Raw genomic sequence first — 23,401 nt, 5'->3', positions numbered from 1 at the left:
TCTGTCATCCTGAGCGCAGCGAAGGACCTTATCACGCTAGGACGACTTGTTCTGGCGTGATAAGGTCCTTCGCTGCGCTCAGGATGACAAGCGTGTTATAGCTGTTACGCCTATGCCCGCATCATCAGCATTGGCTCGACGGGCAGGGCTTCGTGGGGGGCGGGCAATACCGTTTCGCCGTGCTGGCTCAGGTCGAGGCCGTCGGCTTCGTGGGTGGCATTTACTCGAATGGGAATGAGGACGTTGGTTACCTTATAGAGCAGGTAAGAGCCACCGAAGGTGAACACCGAGATGAAGGCCAGCGCGCCGAGGTGGTGCAGCAGCAGCGTCCAGGAACCAGTGGTGGCCAGGCCGCCTTCCTTGGCGAAAATGGCCGTCAGAATCATGCCCACGATGCCGCCCACGCCGTGGCAGGGAAATACATCGAGGGTATCGTCGAGCGTGGTGCGGTTCTTCAAATCGACCGCACCGGCGCTGATGGCGGCCGAAACGACGCCGATGAACAGCGCCGGGCCGTAGCTAACGTAGCCCGCCGCCGGCGTGATGGCCACCAGGCCCACCACGGCCCCAATGGCCGCGCCCGCCGCCGAGGGCCGCTGCCCGCGCACGGCTTCAATCATCATCCAGGTGAGCATGGCGGCGGCCGAGGCCAGGTGCGTGGTGAAAAAGGCCTGCACCGCCGTGGCATTGGCCGCCAGCGCCGAACCGGCATTAAATCCAAACCAGCCAAACCACAGCAAACCCATGCCAATGAGGATGAACGGCACATTGGGGGGCACATGGGTATGGCCTTCGCGGTGCGAGTGGCGGCGGCCCAGGGCCAGCGCGCCCGCCAGCGCCGCGAAGCCCGCCGAGATGTGCACCACCGTGCCGCCCGCGAAATCGAGCACGCCCCACTTCATCAGGAAGCCGTCGGGGTGCCAGGTCCAGTGGGCCAGCGGGCAGTAGATGAGCAGGCTGAACAGGCACATGAACAGCAGGTAGCCCCAGAACCGAATGCGCTCGGCAAACGCCCCGCTGATGAGGGCCGGGGTAATGATGGCAAACTTCAACTGGAAGGCTGCGAACAGTACCAGCGGCAGGTTGGGGGCCAGGCGCGGATGCGGGGCCGTACCCACGTTGTTGAACATGAAGAACGTGAGCGGATTGCCGATAACGCCGCCGATGCTATCGCCAAACGCCAGCGAAAAGCCCACCACGTACCACAGCAAGGAGATGACGCCCAGCGCGATAAAGCTCTGGAGCATGGTGGAAATAACGTTGCGCTTACTCACCATGCCACCGTAGAAGAAGGCCAGGCCGGGCGTCATCAGCAGCACGAGGCCGGAGGCGGTGAGCATCCAGGCCAGGTCGGCGGGTTCGAAGGCGTTGGGCTGAGCATCGGGGTGATTTTGCGGCAGGAAGGCCGCGATGCCGGCTACCAATAGCAGCAGGCCCAGGCAGGCGGTAGCGATAAGTTGCTTACGAGTCATAGCAAGGTGTGATTTTTCCACTTAGCGAAGTTAAGTGACAATTTAAATCAACCCCCTATTTATCGAAGGCATTATTGTGTAAAAGTGTCATTTATTTCAAAAAACACCTTCATTATGAGGGGGTCATTATTTAAAATTAATGTTAAAGCCAGTGCGGCCGGCGGCATTGGTATCGAGCCGAAAACGAAAGCCGTGGGCCAGCAGCACATCGCGCACCAGCGTGAGGCCGATGCCCTGCCCGTCGCGCTTGGTGCTGAAGAAGGGTGTGAACAGGCGCTGCCGCACTTCGGGCGTGAGGGCGGGGCCGTCGTTTTCGATGGTGAGCGTGGGCGGGCTGAGCGTGGCGCTCACCCAGATGTTGCCGTCCTGGCCGATGGCTTCGAGGGCATTTTTGGCAACGTTCAGCAGGGCTTGCTCCAGCTGCTGGGCATCGAGGCTGATGATGAGCGGCTCGGCGGGCAAATTGAGGTGCCACCGGATGCGGCGCTCGGCGCTTTGGGGCTGCAGCAGGCGGGCAGTGGCGCGCAGCAGGGCGCACACATCGGTGAACTGGGGTGCGGTTGCTCCGGCTGGCCTTCAGCAGCATCAGGTGGATAACGCCGGCCGGCTGCTGGCTCAAATTGGCATCATCACGCCCGCTCTGGTAGCGCAAATCCTCAGCAGCGCAGCCCACGTCGCGGCCTGCAACAAGTTCGCCCACGACATGAAAACGGGTAAACACGCCAAATCACACTCCCTTTCCGGGCTACTACTAACCATACTAGAGCGTGAAGATAATTTAGCAATGATATATTTATCTAATCCAATCTATCATTGCCCCAATATGCCAGAAGGCCAGGAAGGAGACGACGGTTTTCTCGTAGCGGGTGGCCAGGCAGCGGTACTGCTTGAGGCGGCCAAAAAAGCGCTCGACTTTGTTGCGGTCGCGGTAGGTTTCCTCGTCCATCGGAAGGGGTTGAGTCCGGCCGGGGTGGCGGGGAATGACGGCTTCGATGCCCTTTTCGGCGCAATAGGCGCGGGTTTCATCGCTGTCGTAGGCCGTGTCGGCCAGCACCTTGCCCGGCGCCAGGTCCGCCAGCAGCGGCAGGACCTGCGGGCTGTCGCCGGCTTGCCCGCCGGTGGCAATCAGGCGCACGGCGTTGCCCAGCGACTCGACGCAGGCGTGGATTTTGGTGCCGATGCCGCCACGGCTGCGGCCCAAGCGCTCGGCGGCGGCGGCGTTGGATTTGAATTGAATCGGCAATGGCTCTGTCCATTTTCGTGCAGCAGGAAGGGAGGTTTTCCTATCTGTTGCCAAGCCGCGTGCCATTTATTTAATCAGTTGATTTTCAAATTTTTGTTAATTAATTCGATTCGCTGACAAATAAAAAAGGTGTCCATTTCTGAACACCTGCGCGCAAACCGGACAGTCACGATGTAATAGATGGGCGCCTTATCACTGCCCGATGGCATGAGAGCGAGGCAATGCCACCCTATTCCACATCCCTCCCGTACAGGTCGTCCTTCAGCGCCTCTTTGATAAACTGCTTCTCATAGTGGCGGTTGCGCCGACTCTTCTTGGCATCGGCCCGCTTGCCGTTGCGCTTGTCCACCACTATTTCGCCGAGCCGGTTGAGGTCGTCGATTTCCTGGATGTCGTTGGGCGAGTTGCGCTTGGCCATGGCTGCTTTTAGCCCAACCCGGCTCCATCCAAAAAGTTGGCTTTAGTGCCGCTTTTCCGGAACGGTACTCCGAAACTACGCCAGCACCTGGTACACCACGAACGCCGCCGCGTAGGCCAGCCCCGTCATATAAATCAATTGCGCCAGCGGCCAGCGCCAGCTCTTGGTTTCGCGGTAGGTCACGGCCAGCGTGCTCATGCACTGCATGGCGAATACGTAGAACACCAGCAGCGAAAACGCCCGTGCCGGCGTGAAAAACGGCTGGCCGTTGGCGTCTTTCTCAGCGCTGAGCTTCTGTTGCAGCGTGCCCATGTCGGCATCCTGCCCCACGCTGTAAATAGTCGAAATCGTGCCCACGAATACCTCCCGAGCCGCAAACGAGGTGAGCAGCGCGATACCTATTTTCCAGTCGTAGCCCAGCGGGCGGATGGCCGGCTCCAGCACATGGCCGAACTTGCCGGCGTAGGACGTTTCCAGCCGCGCCGAGGCTACCTGGCGGCTGGTTTCGGCGGCATCCCAGCCTTTCGTAGTTGCTTCCCGGCGCGCCTGCGCTTCGGCCGTGGCCTGCTGCTGGCCCGGCCCATAGCTGGCCAGCACCCACAGCAGCACCGATATAGCCATAATCACCCGGCCCGCCTGTAACACAAATGCCTTCACCTTCTGGTAGATGGTAAGCGCCACGTTCTTCCAGCGCGGCCACTGGTATACCGGGAATTCCATGATGAAGTAGCTCCGTTCCCGCGCCTTCAGCAGCTTCTTCAGCGCCCAGGCCGAGCCCAGCGCCGAGAACAACCCGAGCAGGTACAGCGACATCAGGGCCACGCCGCGCAGATTGAAAATGCCCCACGCGGCCTGGTCCGGCACCACCAGTGCCACCAGCACCGTGTACACCGGAATGCGCGCCGAGCACGACATGAGCGGCGTCACGAAAATCGTAATCATCCGGTCCTTCCAGCTCTCAATGGTGCGCGCCCCCATAATGGCCGGCACCGCGCAGGCCAGCCCCGAAATCAGCGGCACCACACTCTTGCCGCTCAATCCAAATGGCCGCATCAGCTTGTCCATCAAAAAGGTAACGCGGGCCATGTAGCCCGTTTCCTCCAATATGGCCAGGAAGCCAAACAGCAGCGCAATCTGCGGAATGAACACCAGCACGCCGCCCAGCCCGGCCAGCACGCCCTCGGTGAGCAAGCGCACCAGCGGCCCCGAAAAGTTGGCCTGAATAACCGCACTCAGCCCCGAAATGCCCTGGTCAATCCAGTCCATGGGGTACTGTGCCCAGGCAAAAATGGCCTGGAACAGCAGGAACAGAATACCCAAAAAAATGAGGTAGCCGCCCACCCGATGGGTCAGCACCTTATCAATGCGGTTGCTTATCGGCTCGCGCTTCTCCGTGCGCACCACCGTCACCGTCTCCAGCAGAATCTCGTTGATGCGGGCGTAGCGGCTAATGGTTTCCGCCGCCTGCGCGGTAGTGGCATCAAACCCCGCCTGCTGCACCAGCTCCTGGATGTGGGCTTTTTCTTCGGCGCTCAGAAAGCTAATCTGGCGGTACTGCTGGGCGTAGTGCAGCGCCAGGTAGTCGTTGTGCAGATTAAAGTAGTAGCGAAGCTGGCGCACCAGCGGCAGCAGCTGCTCATCGGGCTGCCAGAAGCCCACCGGCGGCGCGTCCAGCCGCTGGGCCATCACAATTTTTAGGGCGGCCACGCCAATGCCCTTCCGCGCATTCATCGGAATAATGGGCACGCCCAGCTCCCGCTCCAGCGCCGGCAAATCGATGTTTACGCCATGGCGCTCGGCCACGTCCATCATATTAAGGGCCAGCACGGCTGGCAGCCCCAAATCGCCGAGCTGCGTGAACAGCAGCAGGCTGCGGCGCAGGTTGTTGGCGTCCACCGTCACCACCACGAAATCGGGGTAGTTATCGGCCGCCTTGTCGTAGAGCAAATCGGTAATCACCTTCTCATCCAGGCTCTTGGGGTAGAGCGAGTACGTGCCCGGCAGGTCGATAATCTCGGCCCGCTGGGTGGGCGTGAGCTGGGCCACGCCAGTTTTGCGGTCCACGGTTACGCCGGGAAAGTTGCCCACCTTCTGGTTGAGGCCGGTAAGCTGATTGAAAAGCGAAGTTTTGCCGCTGTTCGGATTGCCGATAAGAGCAATGCGCAGGGGCCGGGCATCGGCCTCGGGGCCGGTTTGCGACGCTGTTGTTGCTGAACTACTTGCTGTTACGGCCATCGCGCATCTGCTACTCCTTTAGCAAAATGGTAGCCGCCTCACTGGCCCTAACCGACAGCGTATACTCCTGGTCGCCAAGCACCAGCATGAGCGGGTCGCCCAAAGGAGCCCGACCGCTCAGGCGTACCTGCACGCCCGGCACACACCCCATTTCCAGCAACTTAAGGGCCATTTCGGGGTCTTCAAGGCAGCAGATGGTGCCGGTTTCGCCCAAGCGCAGGTCTTTGGCAGTGCGCCGGGTAGCCGTACTGATAACGGCCTTTTGCGGGGAACGACGAAATAATGACACGGGCGTTGAACGGGCTGAACCTTATTTAGAAAGAATACAAACAAAGGTACGCTACTAAAAGCTTTTCGGCCCAGTGCCTTTTTTTGGCGGCCAACTATCCCTTTACGTCTCCCGCAAGCCCTTCCGGACAGTGATTTGGATTATTCGGTTGCATCTGCTAATAATTTCTGATAACTTTCGGCGCAGGAATTTGCAATTTTGTTCGGAATATACCGCCTCCTATGTCCACACGCCTACCACTTATAGCACTATTATTAGCCCTAGCTGCAACTTCCAGTTGGGGACAGCAAATTCAGATAAAGGGGGTAATCGTTGATAAAGACACCAAGGAGCCGCTGCCATTCACGTCCATCGGCCTGAAAAGCGAGCAAATTGGTGCCCTTAGCAACGAGCACGGCCAGTTCATCGTGCCCGCTCCCACCAAGAATACCGACGACTCCCTCATCGTGGTAGCGCTGGGCTACGCCCGGCGCGCCGTGCTCGTGAAGCGGGGCGTCGCCCTGCCCAGCCTCACCATCGAGGTACCCAAGCGGGCCGTCGAGCTCAGCAACGTGGTGGTGAAGGCCGGCAAGGTGAAGAACCTTGGCCTGGGGGCCCGTTCCAACGACCCGGGCGAGGGCATGATTCAGGGCCTGCCGGGCGCGCAGTACGCTTTCTTCGTGAAGAACGACAAGCAGAAACGCCTCGGCAACGTGCGCACCGTGTCCTTCTACATCGGCGAAAACGGTTTCCCGCGCGAGCCCTTTCGCGTGCGCCTCTACAAGGCCGATGGCAACTACAACGCCCCCAACACCGATCTACTCACCGAAAACGTAGTGGTTTCGGCCCCACAAGGCGGCCAGTGGTACACCGTCGACCTCACGCCCTACAACATCATGGCCCCCGAGGAAGGCTTTTTCGTAGCCATGGAATGGGTAGTGAGCGGCGATAAGTTCTTCGCTACCAACTTTATGGACGACTACACGCCCTACGGCCAGATTATGCGCCCCACCTTCGAGTTCAAGGAAAGCCGCACCTGGAATTACTCCATCGGCAAGGGCTGGAGCCTCATCACGGCCGCCAACAGCCAGGGCCTGCGCTACAATGCCATGATTAAGGCCGAAGTAGACATGATTAAGTAAATCACTGATTGCCGCAGATTAACCGTGATTGCGCTGATTTCTTTTCGGTAGCGGCATGAACACAGAGGCCCGGCTTAGGTACCTAAGCCGGGCCTCTGTGTTCATGCCGTAATCAGTGATGCCTACGCATAGCCGCAATCAGCGCAATCACGGTTAATCCACGCTAATCAGTGATTTATTTCTTCACCTCCAGCCCCACCAGCCATTCCCGGATGGTTTCCTGGGCTACGGGCGAAAACAGCGGCTTCATCTCCCCGTTCATCAGCGTCCACTCGGTTTTGGAAGGCTGAAACAGGTGGTTCACGCCCGGCAGGCGCTTCACCGTCACGTTGTGGTTCACGCTTTTGAGTTCTTTTTCCAGGGCCGCCAGGTGGAGGTCGGCCGGGGCTTCGGCATCATCGGTACCGCCGAGCAGCAGCACGGGGCAGTGCACCTGGTCGAGCTCCGCCAGGGGGTCGAAGGCCAGGAAGTACCGCCGCCAGGGCGTGAGCAGCTGGGCGGCCGCAGCCTGCGCCGCCAGCTGCTCCAGCGTGGGCTGGTCCTGCCGCAGCATATTGCTCACGATGGCCAGTGCCTGCGGCGGATTGGTTTGCCGGATGATGTCGTACATCGTCCGCAGCCGCTCGTAGGCCGCCTGTATTTCCAGCGGAGCCACTTTTCTGGCCCGCCGTTCGTCAACTAACTGTTGCAGAAGGGTTTGCTCACCGGGCAGGCCATAGCCCGCCAGCGATACCACAAAGGCCGGCGGCAGCGGCTGGGAAGCCGCCAGCAGCGCCACGTTGGCCCCTTCGCCGTGCCCCAGCACCCCAATGCGGTTGATGTTGATTTCCAGGCGCGCCCGCAAAAAGTTCAGCGCCGCCTGCACGTCGCTCACCAGCATGGCCGTGGTGGCGGTACTGGTGCTGCCGCCGCTCTGGCCCACGCCCCGGTCGTCGTAGCGCAGCACGGCCACGCCCCGGCGGGTGAGGTAGTCGGCCAATGAACCCATCAGGTGGTAGTTGCCCATGGTACCGTCGCGGTCCTGCGCACCCAGGTCGCTCACCATCACTACGGCCGGGAAAGGCCCCGGGCCGGCGGGTATGGTGAGCATACCGGCAAAATTCAGGCGGGCCGTGGGATTATTAAATACCACTTCTTCTTCGCGGTAGGGCGGGGCCAGGCGCGTGCCCTGGCCCGTAACCGAGGGCATGGGCGAATGCAGCAGCCGCACCGACGATTTCACGCCTGCCTGCGTCCAGACCCCGTTCAGCTCGCGCCTCACCGAATCGAGACGGGCAGCGTAGCGACTGCCAGCCGCCGGCATGTACAGCAGCACCGAGTCGCCGCGCACGGTCACTTCGGTCACCATGCGGCTCACCTTCTGGGCGGGCACGTCGAGGGCGGCGAAGTACTTGCCACCCGCCAGCGGAATCACACTAATGGTTAAATCCAGGTTGCCTCCCAACACCGGAAGCTTACCCTTCCACAATCCTCCCAGGGGCAAGTGGTCATGCGGAGCTTGGGCAGTGGCCCGGCCCAAAACGGTATTCGTTATTCCAAACAGTAGAAGAACGCATAGTAAACTTCTCCTCATTCTATAAAAACTTAACTCGACTTACAGGTTGAACGCATATAAATGGAGTCATGGGCCCCCATTGTCTCACAGGACATTTTAGGTTTTAAAAAAAGCGTCAGGTCCAAAATAAAAAAGCACCCTGGCAGGCTGGATTCAGTCCTCAAAATTTATATGCGTTCAACCTGCTCGACTTATGGCCCCGAAAGATAAGCAGTAGCATACCGTATATAATAAACTCATTTACTCAGTATTGAAACTTGAATGCTTAAAGCACCAATACAAAATAACAGATAAATATTTGCACTGTATTACCATTCCTCCAGGTAGAGGCAATCGGAATAATGGGGCACTACGCCCCGCTATTGCGCCGAGCTGCTCATATCCACCCTTGCCTGGAATTCTACTACCTCCCTCCCCCGCTGCGAAGTAGCCGTGTAGCAGTGCAGGAAACGCCACGATTCTTTGGCACCCCTTGTCCGGCTGGCTGCAAGCCTGCCAGCCGGACAAGGGGCCTACGCAAAGGGGGCCAGGCTGGCACACAAAAAGCCCTCGCAGCATGCTGCGAGGGCTTTTTGGCAGTATAGTCGGGGCTGCTTACTTGGTACGCACCGCGATTTCTACCCGCCGGTTTTCCTGGCGGCCGCTGGGCGTAGCATTCGAAGCCACGGGCATGGTTTCGCCCATCGGCTCCACGCTCACGCGATTGGCGGTAATATCGCCGTTGGCTACCAGGTAGTTCTTCACGGCCTCAGCGCGCTGCGCGCTCAGGTCTTTGTTGTAGTCTTTGCTGCCGCGCGAGTCGGCAAAGCCCATCACACGCACCTGGCTGGTCTTGTAGCGCTGTCCGATAGAACCGGTGATTTGCTTCAGGGCCTCGGCAGCAGTGGGCTTGATTTCGGCTTTGTCGGTATCAAAGAGCACCGTTTCGTCCACGCTATAAACATTATAGGTGCTGTCGCCACGCACCGATACGCCGGGCAGCGTGATTTCCTTGAATTTTACATCGGCGAGCTTGGCTTTGCCCATGTCCCAGGTATTATCGATGGCGGCACCTGCATCGCTGGCCATATCAGCCGCCGTTTTCCCATCGCGGGCCATCACGGCCGTGTCCTGACCGGCTTCGCTGAGCTGGTCTTTGGTATCAGAACGTTTTGTTTCGCAGCTAGCCAGCAGCACCGTTGCTGCCAACAGGAAAAAGAAGGATTTTTTCATGAAATGAGGTAGACAAGTTCCGGAAAATAGTTCCGGTCTCAATACGGGAAAGTATCCGATAATGTTAATTTTTTTTATTTTCCTACTGCCTGACCGCATTAAGCACGCGCTTGCACAAACCCCAGCTAGTAGGGTCTGATGGTATTGTAGAGCAATAAAATCCGTCTTCTGCTGTTACTCAGGGGAAAAAAATCTGCGTATAGCGCGCCATTATGTGTCCTGTATTAGCGAGGATGCTACGGGAGTGGTGCAAAATTTGTAAATTTGCCAGACTACCATCCATTATAATTATTTTTGGCGATGATGAAACGCATACCTTTTCTCGCTTTAGCCTTTCTGTTGCTGTTGCCAGCGCTAAGCTGGGCGCAAGAAAATCGCATTACGGGCCGCGTCGTGGATGCCAAAACCAAAGACCCGGTTCCGTTCGCCTCCATTGGCCTGCGTGAAGAGGGTACCGGGGCACTCACAAACGAATACGGCTATTTTCAGCTGGCCGGCCTCGAAAAAACTAGCCAGGACTCCCTCATCGTGATGACGCTCGGCTACGAGCGCAGCGCCGTGTTCATTAAGCGCGGCAGCACCGAAGACCTCATCATCGAGCTGAAAAAGCGCGTGATTGAACTGTCCAACGTGACCGTGAAGGGCGGCAAGCTCAAAAACCTGGAGCTGGGCTCGAAGTCGAATAACCCCGGCGAGGGCATGATTCAGGGCCTGCCGGGTTCGCAGTACGCTTTCTTCGTGAAGAACGACAAGCAGAAGAAGCTGGGCAACGTGCGTACCGTGTCCTTCTACATCGGCGAAAACGGCTTCCCGCGGGAGCCCTTCCGCGTCCGCATCTATAAAGCCGACGGCAACTACAACGCCCCCAACACCGACCTGCTCACCGAAAACGTAGTGGTTTCGGCCGCCCGGGGTGGCGAGTGGTACACCATCGACCTGAGCACCTACAACATTCCGGCGCCGGAAGAAGGCTTTTTCGTGGCCATGGAGTGGATTGTGGGCGGCGACAAGTTCTATACCACCAACTTCATGGACAACTACACGCCCTACGGCCAGATTATGCGTCCCACCTTCGAATACAAGGAAAGCCGCACCTGGAGCTACACCATCGGCAAGGGCTGGAACCTGCTGACGCTGGCCAACGGCCAGGGCCGCCGCTACAACGCCATGATTAAGGCCGAAGTGGACATGATTAAGTAAATCACTGATTGCCGCGGATTAACCGTGATTTCACTGATTTTGGGCATTATCCCAACAAAAAAAGCCCGGCTCAAGCCGGGCTTTTTTTGTTGGGATAATGCTTGTGCAAAACCACTCGTATGCTCCGGTCGGACTGCCTGGGGCAGCCGGACCGGCAGGCCCGAATCGCATACGGTTACTTATGCTTGGCTACCTACTCTCCATTTCGTTATCGGGTGAGTCATTCAATCAGTGGAATCACGGTTAATCCGCGCTAATCAGTGATTTACTTTTTGGCCTGCGCCACAATCCATTCCCGGATGGTTTCCTCGGCTTCAGGCGAGAAGTTGGGCTGGAGCTGGCCGTTGACAATCGGCCACTTGCTTGGGTCGGGCTGAAAGAGGTGATTGACGCCCACCAGCTTCTTGGCCGTGATGTTCTTGTTGTTTTTCAAGCCCTTGGTGAGGACCGCCATATTGGCATCGGCGTTGATAGTGAGGTCGGAGGTGCCGTTGAGCAGCAATACGGGGCAGTTGACGGCCGACAGCTTTTCAAGCGGGTTGAACGCCAGGAAGTAGCGGTAGCGGGCCGAAGTCATTTCGGCAGCGCTGGCCTGGGCCGTGGCATTGTCGATGGCGGCATTGTTCTGCTTCAGCATGTTGGCCACAATGGCCTGGGCCTGGGCATTGTCGGTGGTCTGCCGGATGATTTCGAGCATGGCCTGCTGGCGCTTGGTAGCCGCCTCAATCTGCGACGCATCGGTGCCCAGGGTACGTAGCGTGGTGGCTTGCTGCTGCACCACAATGTCGCGGCCGGGTAGGCCATAGGCGGCCAGCGTGACCACAAACGCAGGAGGCAAGGGCTGAGCCGCCGCCAGCAGGGCCACGTTGCCGCCCTCGCCGTGGCCCACCAGGCCCAGGTGCGAAAGGTCGATTTCGGGGCGGGTACGCAGGAAATTGAGGCCGGCCTGGGCATCGCTCACCAGGTCGGCGGTGGTCACGGCGGGGGTGCCGCCGGACTTGCCCACGCCCCGGTCGTCGAAGCGCAGCACGGCCACGCCCCGACGGGTGAGGTAGTCGGCGAGCTGGCCCAGGGGGGCGAAGTCGCCCACGGTGCCGTCGCGGTCGTGCGGGCCGCTATCGCTGAGCAGCACCACCGCCGGAAACGGCCCCGGCCCGGCCGGAATGGTGAGCATACCGCTGAGGCGGGCGTTCACCGTCAGGTTGCTGAACGTGGCTTCTTCCTCGCGGTAGGGCGGCGTGAGGCGCACGTTTTTGGCATTCATGGCCGGTATTGCGCTGAAGGTGAGCGTCATCGGCACTTTGAAGCCGGGCGACTGCCAGGTACCGGCCATCTGCTTGCCATCGGCCGAGACGCGGCCCACGAAGCGGGTGGCGGCTTCCTCGGCATACAGACGCACGGTATCGCCTTTGATTTCGGTTTTCACGCTCATGCGGCTCACCTTCTGGAGCGGCACGTCGAGGGTGCAGTAGTATTCACCGCCAGCGAGTTTCACAAAGCGAAAAATGACTTCGAGCTGGCCGCCGGGCACTTTTAGCGGGCCCTTCCAAAAGCCGTCGAGGGGCGGCACATCGGCCACCGCTACCGGGGCCGGTTGGGCATGGGAAGTGGCGTGCGCAGAAACCGCCAGTACCAAGCAGAGAAGGACGCTGCAGAATAAGCGAAGGGAACAGAACGTATTGGTTTTCATATTACTTAAAGAGCGTCACAAAGCTCTGGGCCACCCCAAAGGTATCCCGGGCACATTACACCAGCTATAAAGTAGCAAAATAAATACCTTGCCAACATTACGCGCGCGCCCTGCTGAGCAAAAAAATTACTTGTTTTGGCGTTGAACAGGGAAACTTATCGAATGAATCCGGCAGCCTGCCTCACATTGGAAAAAGCAGCAAGCGGGCAACGCTCCCCGTTTATTCGCTCACAAATACCCGCTTCACCCGCTCGCTTACGCTGGTGAGCAGCTCGTAGGCAATGGTGCCGATGCGGGCGGCCAACTCCGGCAGCGGCAGTCCTTCGCCAAAAATTACGGCCACATCGCCGGCCCGCGCGGCCGGGATATTCGTTACATCTACCATGCACATATCCATGCACACCGAGCCCACCAGCGGGGCCGCCTGGCCGTGGATGAGCACCGTGCCCGCGCCATTGCCAAAGCGGCGGTCGTAGCCGTCGGCGTAGCCAATGGCCAGCGTGGCAATGCGGCGCTCGGCGGCAGCGGCGGTGCCCCGGCGGCCGTAGCCCACGGTGGTGCCGGCGGGCAGGGTCTTAATCTGGGAAATGGTGGTGCGCAGCTGGCTCACGGGGCGCAGGGCAGCGAGGTCGGCGGTATTGCTGGCATCCACACCGTAGAGGCCGATGCCGAGGCGCACCATGTTGAACTGCGCCGCCGGGAAGCGCAGGATACCGGCCGAGTTCAGGGCGTGCTTGAGCACGGAGTGGCCCAGGGCGGCCTCCAGGGTGATGGTCATGCGGCGGAAGGCGGCCAGCTGCTCGTGGGTAAAGTCGTCGTGGCCGGACTCATCGGCGGCGGCGAGGTGGGTCATCATGCTGGCCACGGGCAGGCGGGCGGCGTGCTGGCGCAGGCGGGCAGCCAAGGCAGGCAGGTCGGCTTCGTCGAAGCCAAGGCGGCGCATACCGGTATCGAGCTTGAGGTGGATTTTGGGGGTGGGAAGTGGGGAGTAGGGAGTGGGGAGTGGGCTTTCGGCGGGAATATCGAAGGTGGCCAGGTACTCGTCCAGCATCTCCAGGGAGTAGATTTCGGGTTCCAGGCGGTAGCGGCGCAGTGTTTCGAAGCTGTCCGGGGCGGCGTTCATCACCATGATGGGCAGGCTGATGCCGGCTTCGCGCAGAGCGATGCCTTCGTCGGCGTAGGCCACGGCCAGGTAGTCGGCGCGCTGAAACTCAAGCAAGCTGGCTACTTCGTAGGAGCCCGCGCCGTAAGCAAAGGCCTTCACCATCACCATGAGCCTGGTGCCGGGGCTCAGCTGGCGGCGGTAGTACTGCAGGTTGTGGCTGAGGGCGTCGAGGTTGACTTCGAGCACGGTGCCGTGCTGCTGGGCCTGCAAAGCGGCCACAATACGCTCGAACCCAAAGCGCCGCGCCCCTTTAATAAGGATGGTTTCGTGGGCGAAATCCGTAGAATTCAGCTGGGCAAGAAAGGCCTCGGTGGTAGGGTAGGTTTGAATTAAAAATTGAGAATTGGAAGTTAAAAATGAAGCCGGGTCTGTCGAAGCATCGGAGCCAGATGGAGTGGCTTCAGACTCAATTTTTAATTTATAATTTATAATTTTTAATTCCCTCGAAATCTCCTCCCCAATGCCTATCAGCCGGCTCACGCCCGCCGCTGGCAGCAGGGCGGCCACGCGGGCGTACAGCTCCGCGCTGCTCAGGCCGGATTCGAGCACATCGCTGATAATGAGGGTGCGGCGACCGGGGCGGCTCTGCCGGGCCAGGGCATTGAGGGCCAGGGCCAGGCCGGCGAGGTCGTTATTATAGGTATCGTCGAGCAGGTAGGAATCGTGGCGGCCGAGCTTCATTTCCAGGCGCATGGCTACCGGGTGCAGGCGCAGCAGTCGGCGCTGAATCTCGGCCGGCTCTACCTGCCGGTGCAGAAGCACGGCCAGGCAGTGCAATGCGTTTTCGATGGACGGCTCATCGGCGAAGGGCAGCGTGAATTCGGCAGTGAGGCCGGTAGCAGGGTATTCGGCGCGCAGGCGGGTGGTATTGGCGGGGCTGCTAGCCTCGGTGGTGAAGCGTACGTCGGCGGGCAGTGTGGGCTGGCGCGTCCAGCTAAAGCCCAGGAGCTGCCGCGCCGCCACGGCGGCCCGCACCAGGAACTGGTCGGCACAGTAAAACAGCAGCTGAAAATCAGCACCTTGGAACAACGTCAGTTTTTCCAGCAGCTTCTGCTCCTCAGAGGCAAAACCGGCGTCGTGAGCCGTGCCGAGGTTGGTGAAAATTCCTTCGGTGGGCCGAATGATGCGGGCCAGCCGGGCCATCTCTCCTACTTCGGATATGCCGGCTTCAAAAATCCCCAGCGTGTGGCGCTCGGGGTTCAGCTCCCACACGCTGAGCGGCACGCCCACCTGCGAATTGTAGGAGCGCGGCGAGCGGCAAATATCCTCGTCGGGGCTCAGCAGTTGGGCCAGCCATTCCTTCACAATGGTTTTGCCGTTGGAGCCGGTGATGCCTATAACTGAGGCTGTAAACTGCGCCCGGTGGGCGGCCGCCAGCGCCTGCAAAGCGGCCAGCGGACTGGCAACTTCCATAATCCCAGCCTCGGGGTAGGCGGCGAGGCCACCGGGCAGGGCGGTATTTTCCTCCACGAAAAACAGGCGCACGCCCTGGGCGTAGAGGTCGGGCAGGTAGCGGTGGCCATCGTGGCTGGGACCGCGCAGGGCGAAGAAGGCCGCCCCAACGGGCAGGTCGGCCCGACGGCTATCGAGCAGCAGGTGGCGCACGGTGGCCGAGGCATCAGCGGGCGCCTGCCGTAGGTGGCCGGAAACGCGGGCGGGCAGGTCGAGGAAGGGGGGGAAAGACATGATGGCGCAAAGGTCCGGCAAAAAACGGCGCGGCCTTTCACGGAACTGTTTACTATCGAACGGCTCGCATTTGGGTGAGGGCAAGCAAAAACGGCGCGGGCCGGGCCGGAGGCAACCGTGGCGCACGTCGGCGCATCTGAGTTACGGAGGCTATTCGCAGGGGCTTAGCGCCTACGCGGCCGGGGTATTGCCCAATATTTTGTAAATCGAATACATGTTCTTCCATTTTACACCTTTTTGCCGATGAGACAGTTACCTGAACTTCGCCACAGCTTACTGTGGGGGCCGGCCGTAGCGCTGGCGCTGGGCGCGTGCAGCCAGCAGGCCACTTCCGTGGTCACGGCGCCGGCCAGCCCGGCGGCGCCCATGGCGGCCACGCCCGCACCCGCCGGGCCGGCTTTCGAGATTCCGGTGGAATACTACACCCTGCCGAACGGGCTGCGGGTGGTGCTCTCGCCCGACCACACCGCGCCCACGGCCACGGTGGCGGCGTACTACGCGGTGGGCTTCCGGACGGAGCCGCGCAACCGCACGGGCTTCGCGCACTTATTTGAGCACCTGATGTTTCAGGGCTCGCAGAACCTGGGCAAGGCCGAATTTATTCAGCTGATTCAGAAGAATGGCGGGGCACTGAACGGCTCCACTCGCTTCGACTTCACCAACTATTTCGAGGTGGTGCCGAGCAATAAGCTCGAAACCATTTTGTGGGCCGAAGCCGACCGGATGCGCGGCCTGGCCATCAACCAAGGCAACCTGACCAACCAGCAAGGGGTAGTGAAAAGCGAGGTGCGCGTGAACGTGCTCAACCAGCCCTACGGCGGCTTTCCGTGGCTCGACATGCCCCAGAAGGCCAACAAAAACTGGAACAACGCCCACAATTTCTACGGCGACCTGAAGGACCTGGACGCCGCTAACCTGGCCGACACCAAGGCATTTTTCAAAACTTACTACGCCCCCAACAATGCCGTGCTGGCCGTGGTGGGCGATTTTGAGCCCGCCGAAGCAAAGGCCTGGGTGGAGAAATACTACGGCAACATCCCCAGCGCCACGCCGCCGCCCAAGCCCGACCTCACCGAGCCGCGCCAGGAGCAGGAGCAGCGGTTTTCGAAGGACGACAAGCTGGCCAGCAAGCCCGCGCTGGCCTTCGCCTACCACATGCCCGAGCGCAACACGCCCGAATACTACGCCCTGATAATGCTCGACCAGATTTTGCTCCAGGGTAACGACAGCCGCCTCTACCAGGCCCTGGTGCAGAAGCGCGGCTACTCCGACGGCGTGAGCGGCGGTATCAATTCCGACCTCGGCAACCAGTTCAACTACAATGGCCCGATGCTGTGGATGGGCAGCATTATCTACGACCCCAGCGTGCAGGCCGACTCGGTGGTGAGCGTGCTCGACCAAGAAATCAGCCGCCTGGCCAAAACGGGCATCGACCAGGCCACGCTGGACCTGGCGATGGTGAAAATCCGCTCCGCTTTTTACGACCAGCTGAGCGGGTCCGACAACTTTGGGCGGGCCGACCTACTGGCCGCGTTTGCGCTGTTCGACAACGACCCGGCGCGCATCAACCGCATCGAGGGCGAGTTCCGCAAGGTGACGCCCGAGCTGATGCAGAAGACCATTCGCGAGTACCTGCGGCCCGGCAACCGGACCATTATCACCGTCAATCCGCTGGCCAAGAGCTAGCCCTGACTCCTACTTTTTCGCCATGAACAAGCTGATTATCGGGCTACTCGGTGCCGCCCTCGTTGCTACCACCGTAGATGCCCAGGCCCAGAAGCCGAAAGCCAAGTCCAAAATACCGGCCCGGCCCGCCGCCGCCGCCACGCCGGCAGCACCCAAGGAAAGCCCGCCCGAAGGCAGCGCCCCGCGCGACTTTGCCCTGCCCGCCAAGGAAGAATTCACCCTCGACAATAGCCTGAAGGCCCGCCTGGTGCCCTACGGTCAGGTGCCCAAGGTGACGATGATGGTGGCCATTCAGGCCGGCAACGTGCACGAAGCCGCCAATGAAGTGGCGGTGGCCGACCTGCTGGCCAAGCTCCTGCAGGAAGGCACGGCCAGCCGGTCGGCTACCCAGCTGGCCGAGCAAGTGGCCCGCATGGGCGGCACGCTCAGCATTTCGGCCGGCCTCGACCAAACCACGCTGTGGGCCTCCTGCCTGAGCGAGTATGCGCCGCAGCTGGCCGCGCTCATGGCCGATGTGGTGCTGCACCCGGCCCTGCCCGCCTCGGAGCTACCCCGCCTCAAAACCGACCTGAAGCGCCAGATGAACCTGGCCCGCTCCTATCCCGGTACCCAGGCCCGCCAGAAGTACTCGGCCGCCATTTACGGCAGCCACCCCTACGGCCGCCCCCTGCCCACCGATGCCCAGCTCGACGCCCTGACCCTGGAGCAGGTGCAGAGCTTCTACAAAAACCAGTTTGGCGGCCAGCGCACCAGCGTTTACGTGGCGGGGCGGTTTGATGCCCCGGCCCTGCGCCAGGCCATCGGCAGCGCCTGGAAGGATTTCCCGCAGGGGCCGACCCCGCGCATCGAAATTGCCAAGCCGCTGACCAAGGGCGACGTGCTGACTCTGGACCGGCCCAGCGCGCCGCAGTCGACCATTGTGGTGGGACTGCCGGCCGTGGACCCCTCCAACCCCGATTTTATTCGGCTGCGGGTGATGAACTCGCTGCTCGGCGGCTCGTTTGGCTCGCGCATCACGCGCAACATCCGGGAGGACAAGGGCTACACCTACTCGCCCTACAGCTACGTGGAAACCCACTACCGTACCGGCAACTGGACCGAAAACGCCGACGTGACCACCGCCGACACCTATAATTCGCTGCGCGAAATAATGAGCGAAGTGGAGCGCCTGCAAAAAACGCCGCCCACCGCCGAGGAGCTGCAGGGCATCCAGAACTACGAGGGCGGCATGTTTGTGCTGCGCAACTCTACCCCCGGCGGCATCATCGGCCAGCTCAATACCCTCGACCTGCACGGCCTGCCCGAAACCTACCTCACCGAGCAGGTCAGGAACATCAACGCCGTGACGCCCCAGCAGGTAAGCGAAACCGCCCGCAAATACATGCGCCCCGAAGCCATGACCATTGTGGTGGTAGGCGACAAAAAGCAGATTGACCCGCAGCTGAAGAAGTTTCAGGCTGAGCGCAAGAAACCACTGTAATTGAGGGCGAAGCACGAAGAAACGCCATACTGAGCCTGCCGAAGCAGCTCTATGAGATGTAGAGATGCGATACTTCGCGTCTCCTCGCTGCCCGACTCCCACGCGAGGAGACGCGAATTGTCGCGTCTGCACACTCCATACACTGACCTGAAAGCTGCTCTGATTTCTTGCGTGGCAGAGTGGGTGGGGGGTGAAAACGCCAGAACAATGCGCTTTATAAAAATATCCTGCCGCTCTACCCATAATTTAAAATGATTTAATTCATATTTTTATAATCGCAGGTTATATTTGAAGCATGAACCTGCAACAGCTCACCTACCTCGTAGCCCTCGATACTCACCGCCAGTTTGGCCTCGCCGCCGAGAAAAGCTGCGTGAGCCAGCCCGCCCTCAGCGTGCAGGTGCAAAAGCTGGAGGAAGAACTGGGCGTGCTGCTCTTCGACCGCACCCAGCGCGGGGCCGAACCCACCGCCGTGGGGGCCAAAGTCATTGCCCAGGCCCGGCGTGTACTGCGCGAGGCCCAGCAGCTGCGCGAGCTGGTGCAGGTAGAAAAGGGCGAAATAGTGGGCGAGCTGCACCTGGGCGTCATCCCCACGCTGGCCCCGTACCTGGTACCGCGCTTCCTGGGGGGCCTCACCACGGCTTACCCCAGCCTGCGGGTGCACATTGAGGAGCTGCGCTCCGAAGAAATTATGCAGCAGCTGAAAGACCACCGGCTGGACGTGGGCCTGCTCGTGACGCCCCTCGACGACCGGCAGCTACGCGAGCTGCCGGTCGTCGATGAGCCCTTCCTGCTACTCGCTTCCGAAAACCACCCACTGGCCGCCCACGCCACTGTGCAACCCGCCGACCTCCAGCAACCCGGCCTCTGGCTGATGCAGCAGGGCCACTGCTTCCGCAGCCAGGTGGTAAACCTGTGTGGCGCGGCCTCCCCCACCGGGACCATCGCCTACGAAAGCGGCTCGATTGAAACGCTGCAAGAGCTGGTGCGCCGGCAGGGCGGCTACACCCTGGTGCCAGAGCTGGCCGTATTGGAAGAGGTGGAAACCAATCGGCTCCTAAAACGGTTCGTGGCCCCGGAACCGGTGCGCGAGGTGAGCCTGGTGGTGCATCACGGCTTTGTGCGAACGCAGCTGCTTACGGTATTGCGCGGCCTTATTCTGGCCAGTGTACCGGCCCGGCTACACGCCCGGGAATCGGGTGAAAAGGTGCGCTGGCGGTAGCCGGACTGGTTCCATTTTTTATCCATTAGCACCATTATGTTGGTTTGTTTGCCGTGTAGCCAGCAAGCCGAATATCTTATTTTACGTACCTGTCTGCAATTAGCAAGCCTGGGTGACGTTCCTATTACGCCTGGTTTTTGCAAGCACTTCCATCTTTCCGCTTCCTACTTTCCGTTCTTTCAATGCCTGCCTCAGCCGCACGCCTGCTGCTACTCATATTGGTTATTCCTTAGTGGCTGGGGGCTAAAGGCACGCGCCCAAAGCCCGGCTACCGATAGCCTGCGGCGCGTGCTGCCCCCCCACCCCCGACTCGGCCCGGGTGCTGCTACTACTGGAGCTGGGCCACACCTACCGGGCCTAGAAGCCCGACTCGACAATGTACCTGGCCCAGAAGGCCTGGCAGCTGGCACGGCAGCTCAACTTCGACAAAGGCCGTGGCCGGGCCCAAGGCGTGATTGGCATGGTGCTGCGCGAACGCGGCGAGCTACCCAAGGCCTACGCCAACCAGCAGATTGCCCTCCAGCTCAGCTGCCAAAGCCACAACCCGGAAGGCGAAGCATCCACCCTGAACGGCCTGGGCAACATCAGCCTCGACCTGCGCCAGTACCCGGAGACCATTGAGCACTACCGTGCTTCGGAGGTGCTGTACCGCCGCCTGTAGCGGCTGCCGTGGGTGGCGGGCACCCGCACCAACCTGGGCAGCTGCTACGAGAAGCTCAACCAGCTCGACTCGGCTCTGGCCCTGCAGTAGCGGGCCGAAACGCTCATTGCCCGCAACCTCCGGCCCCGGCTGGCCGTGGCCGGAGGTTGCGCAACATGGGCATGGTGCAGGCCCTCCTGGGCCACTCCCCCGAAACATTTGCCCACTACCGCCGGGCGCTGCACGAAACCCAGGCCACCAACGACTTGCGCAACCATGCCATGGCGCACTACCACATGGCCCTGCTGTTTGAGCAGCTGCACCAGCCCGATCCGAGCCTGCTGCCCGCCCGCCACGCGCTGCGCAATGCCCAAGCCGTGTCGTACCGCCTTACGGTGATGAATGCCGGGGCGCTGCTGGCGCGGCTGTACCAGGCCCGCCACCGGCCAGACAGTGCCTTTCATTACCAGAGCCTGGCCGGGGCAGCACGCGACAGCCTCTATGGCCCCGAGAAGTTTCAACAGCTGGAGCTGCTGGCCTTCACCGAGCAGCTGCTGCGGCAACGGGCCCTGCAACAGCAGCAAACTGCTAATTACCAGCGCAGCGGCTTCCTCAGCCTGCTGGCAGTGCTGCTCACGGTGGCGCTTGCTGGGCTGGGCCAACCGCCGCCATCGCCGCGCCAACCGCCTGCTGAACGAGCGCAACGCCCAGATTGAAGCCCAGCGGAATGCCCTGGACGAGGCGCTGACCGAAGTGCGCGCCGTTCAGGCGCAGCTGGTGGCGGCCGAGAAATGGGCCTTCGTGGGCGAGCTTTCGGCGGGCATTGCCAATAAGCTGCAGAACCCGCTGGCCTTCATGCGCAAGTTTGCCGATGTGAGCTTGGGCCTGCTCGACCACGACACTACCACGCCCACTGCCGGCCTGGAGCAGCAGATACAGGACGGCCTGAAGCAGAATCTGCACGAAATAAGCGCGCACGGGCGGCGAGCTCGGCCATCATTGCCGATATGCTGGCCCATGCCCGCCCCGGCCCCCGGCAGCCCGTGTCCACCGACCTCAACGCCCTGGTGGCCGAGTACCTACGCATGGCCTACCAGGGTGCGCCGGGCCGACAGCTCACGCACGCCGTGGAGCTCGAAGTTCATTTCGACCCGGCAGTGGGCACCGTGGCCGCCGTGCCGCAGGAGCTGGGCCGAGCCATGCTGAATTTGTTTGCGAATGCTTTTTATGCGGTGCGGCAACACCAGCAGGCCAGTGGCCCCGGCTTTCAGCCCCAGATGAGCGTGCAGACGCGGCGCGAGGGCGACTCGGTAACGATAGAAGTGTACGACAACGGCTTTGACATCCCGGCCAGTGTAGCGGAACGGGTGTTTCAGCCATTCTTCACCACCAAGCCTGCTGGCGAAGGCACGGGCCTGGGGTTGTCGCTGGCATACGACATTATCACGAAGGGCCACCAGAGCACGCTGACCGTCGAAACGGAGGAAGGAGAGTTCACTCGGTTCACGGTACGTTTACCCGCCTAACTTTGCCGGCACCGCTTGTCATTGCCCGCATGAAATCATCCCGAGTTATTTTTGGTTTACTGGCGGCCGTGCTGCTAACCACCTGCGCCCGCCGCCCCACCAAGCTGGAGATTTACGACGTGGTTATCAACCACGTAACCATTGTGGATGTACGCACGGGCCAGCTCACACCCAACCAGGTGGTGGCCATCGCGAAGGGCAAAATAGTAAGTGTGGGACTGGCCGATAAGGACAGCTACGCCGCCAAACAGTACGTGAACGGCAACGGCCGCTACCTGATACCGGGCCTGTGGGACATGCACGTGCACTTCCGAGGCGGCGACAGCCTGGCCGCCGCCAATAAAAAAAGCCTGACCCTGTTTCTGGCCCACGGCATCACCACGGTGCGCGACGCGGGCGGCGACCTCACGCCCAGCATCTTCCAGTGGCGGCGCGACATGGATGCGGGCCACCTGGCCGGGCCGCGCATCTTCACGTCGGGCCCCAAGATTGATGGGCCGGGGGCCTACTGGCCGGGCTCGTTGGAAGTGGAAACCAAGGGCCAGATTCGCAAGGCGCTCGACTCGCTGCAACGGTTGAAGGTGGACTACGTGAAGATTTACGACAGCAAGATTTCGGGCGCGGCCTACCTCGAAACCATCCGGCTGGCGCAGCGGCGCGGGATGAAAACCACCGGCCACATGCCCTACTCCGTGAAGCTGAGCGACGCCGTGCAGCGCGGCCTCGATGCCACCGAGCACCTGTACTACGTGTTCAAGGCCTGCTCCGGCAAGGAGGACAGCCTCACCACGCTGGTGCGCAACAGCTTGGTCACCAGCAAGCCGCTGGGCCTGTTCGCCATGCTGCCGGCCGTGTACGACACGTATAGCCCGGCAGCGGCGGCCCGCATCTTCGCCCTCATGGCCAAGCGCCACACGGCTGCCGTGCCCACGCTCTACATCGGCAAGACGCTGACGGAACTGCCCGAAAACGACCACGCCCGCGACTCCCTGCTGGCCTACATCGACCCAAAGATTCAGGCTACCTACCAGCGCCGCCTCGCCAGTGCCCGCACGCAGCCGCTGGCCAGCCAGAATTTCAGCCGGAAGCTGGAAACCAAATTTATAAGCATGATTCCGACCATGCAAGCCGCCGGCGTAACCCTGCTGGCCGGCTCCGATAGCGGCCCGTTCAATTCGTTCATCTACCCCGGCGCCTCGCTTCAGGAAGAGGTAATTTTGCTGGTGAAAGCCGGCCTCACGCCGCTGCAGGCGCTGCAGGCTGCCACCCTCAACGGAGCCCGCTTTATGGGCGTGGCCGGACAAACCGTCGCCATCGCCCCCGGCAAAGACGCCGACCTGGTGCTCCTGACCGCCAACCCGCTGGAAGACATCAGCAACATCAAAAAAATCGACGCCGTGATTTCCCGTGGCAAGGCCTACCCGGCCGCCACGCTGGCCAGTATGATGCGCGCCATCCGTAATAAATAGGACCACTGATTAGCACGGATTTTAGCGGATTTCGCGGATTTTGTAGTCGAATCCCAGTATAGCTTTGGTTTCCGTTTGGCTGGATTTATTAG

At 60.9% G+C, this 23,401-nt stretch carries 20 protein-coding genes; 9 read left to right on the top strand and 11 right to left on the bottom strand.

Translation table 11 applies throughout. The features are described from left to right. Nucleotides 1-110: 110 nt before the first annotated feature. The 6 genes from KQ661_RS03685 to KQ661_RS03660 form a co-directional block, all read right to left on the bottom strand. Entirely contained in the window at nt 111-1,472 is a 1,362-nt protein-coding gene (locus KQ661_RS03685; RefSeq protein WP_216685677.1) for an ammonium transporter, read from the bottom strand. Between the two features lie 126 nt (nt 1,473-1,598). Beyond that, nucleotides 1,599-2,012, bottom strand: a complete 414-nt coding sequence (locus KQ661_RS03680; protein ID WP_216679406.1) for an ATP-binding protein — start codon at nt 2,010-2,012, stop codon at nt 1,599-1,601. A gap of 253 nt (nt 2,013-2,265) precedes the next feature. Further along, nucleotides 2,266-2,715 carry an IS5 family transposase gene (locus KQ661_RS03675; RefSeq protein WP_216685676.1) on the bottom strand — a complete coding sequence of 150 codons (450 nt, stop codon included), beginning with the start codon at nt 2,713-2,715 and terminating at the stop codon, nt 2,266-2,268. A gap of 229 nt (nt 2,716-2,944) precedes the next feature. After that, the gene (locus tag KQ661_RS03670; RefSeq protein WP_216679404.1) at nt 2,945-3,133 is read right to left on the bottom strand and encodes a hypothetical protein; all 189 of its coding nucleotides are present in this window, start codon (nt 3,131-3,133) and stop codon (nt 2,945-2,947) included. Between the two features lie 75 nt (nt 3,134-3,208). After that, entirely contained in the window at nt 3,209-5,368 is a 2,160-nt protein-coding gene (gene feoB / locus KQ661_RS03665; RefSeq protein WP_216685675.1) for a ferrous iron transport protein B, read from the bottom strand. Between the two features lie 10 nt (nt 5,369-5,378). Then, nucleotides 5,379-5,657, bottom strand: coding sequence for a FeoA family protein (locus tag KQ661_RS03660; protein WP_226915708.1), 279 nt, complete (start codon nt 5,655-5,657; stop codon nt 5,379-5,381). Between the two features lie 221 nt (nt 5,658-5,878). Between KQ661_RS03660 and KQ661_RS03655 the strand changes: the two genes are divergently transcribed. Continuing rightward, nucleotides 5,879-6,778 carry a carboxypeptidase-like regulatory domain-containing protein gene (locus KQ661_RS03655; RefSeq protein WP_216679402.1) on the top strand — a complete coding sequence of 300 codons (900 nt, stop codon included), beginning with the start codon at nt 5,879-5,881 and terminating at the stop codon, nt 6,776-6,778. Between the two features lie 175 nt (nt 6,779-6,953). Here KQ661_RS03655 and KQ661_RS03650 read toward each other — a convergent pair whose 3' ends face one another. Together KQ661_RS03650 and KQ661_RS03645 are read right to left on the bottom strand one after the other, a co-directional pair. After that, complete coding sequence (locus KQ661_RS03650) at nt 6,954-8,192, bottom strand: alpha/beta hydrolase family protein (RefSeq protein WP_216685674.1); 1,239 nt, start codon at nt 8,190-8,192, stop codon at nt 6,954-6,956. A gap of 735 nt (nt 8,193-8,927) precedes the next feature. Further along, the gene (locus KQ661_RS03645) at nt 8,928-9,545 is read right to left on the bottom strand and encodes an OmpA family protein (protein WP_216679400.1); all 618 of its coding nucleotides are present in this window, start codon (nt 9,543-9,545) and stop codon (nt 8,928-8,930) included. A gap of 300 nt (nt 9,546-9,845) precedes the next feature. Between KQ661_RS03645 and KQ661_RS03640 the strand changes: the two genes are divergently transcribed. Further along, nucleotides 9,846-10,745, top strand: a complete 900-nt coding sequence (locus KQ661_RS03640; protein WP_216679399.1) for a carboxypeptidase-like regulatory domain-containing protein — start codon at nt 9,846-9,848, stop codon at nt 10,743-10,745. A gap of 265 nt (nt 10,746-11,010) precedes the next feature. On the opposite strand, the gene KQ661_RS03635 is transcribed toward KQ661_RS03640, so the two are convergent. Next, nucleotides 11,011-12,381 (bottom strand): alpha/beta hydrolase family protein, encoded by a 1,371-nt coding sequence (locus KQ661_RS03635; protein ID WP_216685673.1) that lies wholly within the window; start codon nt 12,379-12,381, stop codon nt 11,011-11,013. 274 nt (nt 12,382-12,655) lie between these two features. Continuing rightward, nucleotides 12,656-15,286: an alanine racemase gene (alr, locus tag KQ661_RS03630; RefSeq protein WP_216685672.1), complete on the bottom strand. Its 2,631-nt coding sequence runs from the start codon at nt 15,284-15,286 to the stop codon at nt 12,656-12,658. Between the two features lie 243 nt (nt 15,287-15,529). Here alr and KQ661_RS03625 point away from each other — a divergent pair, with 243 nt between their 5' ends. The 5 genes from KQ661_RS03625 to KQ661_RS03605 all read left to right on the top strand — a co-directional run bounded on the left by KQ661_RS03625 (nt 15,530) and on the right by KQ661_RS03605 (nt 21,030). Beyond that, nucleotides 15,530-16,972: a M16 family metallopeptidase gene (locus tag KQ661_RS03625; protein ID WP_216685671.1), complete on the top strand. Its 1,443-nt coding sequence runs from the start codon at nt 15,530-15,532 to the stop codon at nt 16,970-16,972. 22 nt (nt 16,973-16,994) lie between these two features. Further along, nucleotides 16,995-18,452, top strand: coding sequence for a M16 family metallopeptidase (locus KQ661_RS03620; RefSeq protein WP_216685670.1), 1,458 nt, complete (start codon nt 16,995-16,997; stop codon nt 18,450-18,452). A 295-nt stretch (nt 18,453-18,747) separates the two neighbouring features. Next, nucleotides 18,748-19,674: a hydrogen peroxide-inducible genes activator gene (locus tag KQ661_RS03615; RefSeq protein WP_216679394.1), complete on the top strand. Its 927-nt coding sequence runs from the start codon at nt 18,748-18,750 to the stop codon at nt 19,672-19,674. Between the two features lie 376 nt (nt 19,675-20,050). Next, complete coding sequence (locus KQ661_RS03610) at nt 20,051-20,335, top strand: hypothetical protein (protein WP_216685669.1); 285 nt, start codon at nt 20,051-20,053, stop codon at nt 20,333-20,335. Nucleotides 20,336-20,496: 161 nt separating this feature from the next. After that, nucleotides 20,497-21,030 (top strand): hypothetical protein, encoded by a 534-nt coding sequence (locus KQ661_RS03605; protein WP_216685668.1) that lies wholly within the window; start codon nt 20,497-20,499, stop codon nt 21,028-21,030. Here the strand turns inward: KQ661_RS03605 and KQ661_RS03600 are convergent. Continuing rightward, the gene (locus tag KQ661_RS03600; RefSeq protein ID WP_216685667.1) at nt 20,948-21,277 is read right to left on the bottom strand and encodes a hypothetical protein; all 330 of its coding nucleotides are present in this window, start codon (nt 21,275-21,277) and stop codon (nt 20,948-20,950) included. The genes KQ661_RS03605 and KQ661_RS03600 overlap by 83 nt on opposite strands. A 44-nt stretch (nt 21,278-21,321) precedes the next feature. Here KQ661_RS03600 and KQ661_RS03595 point away from each other — a divergent pair, with 44 nt between their 5' ends. Beyond that, a complete protein-coding gene (locus KQ661_RS03595) occupies nt 21,322-21,840 on the top strand; it encodes a sensor histidine kinase (RefSeq protein WP_216685666.1) in 519 nt (172 codons plus the stop codon). Nucleotides 21,841-21,869: 29 nt separating this feature from the next. Further along, nucleotides 21,870-23,309 (top strand): amidohydrolase family protein, encoded by a 1,440-nt coding sequence (locus KQ661_RS03590; RefSeq protein ID WP_216679390.1) that lies wholly within the window; start codon nt 21,870-21,872, stop codon nt 23,307-23,309. The last annotated feature ends 92 nt before the right edge of the window (nt 23,310-23,401 follow it).

The organism is Hymenobacter siberiensis (genome assembly GCF_018967845.1).
In the GTDB taxonomy this organism is placed as follows: Bacteria; Bacteroidota; Bacteroidia; order Cytophagales; family Hymenobacteraceae; genus Hymenobacter; species Hymenobacter siberiensis.
The sequence above is the reverse complement of the archived record's forward strand: the minus strand, read 5'-3'. Positions and strand labels throughout refer to the sequence as shown.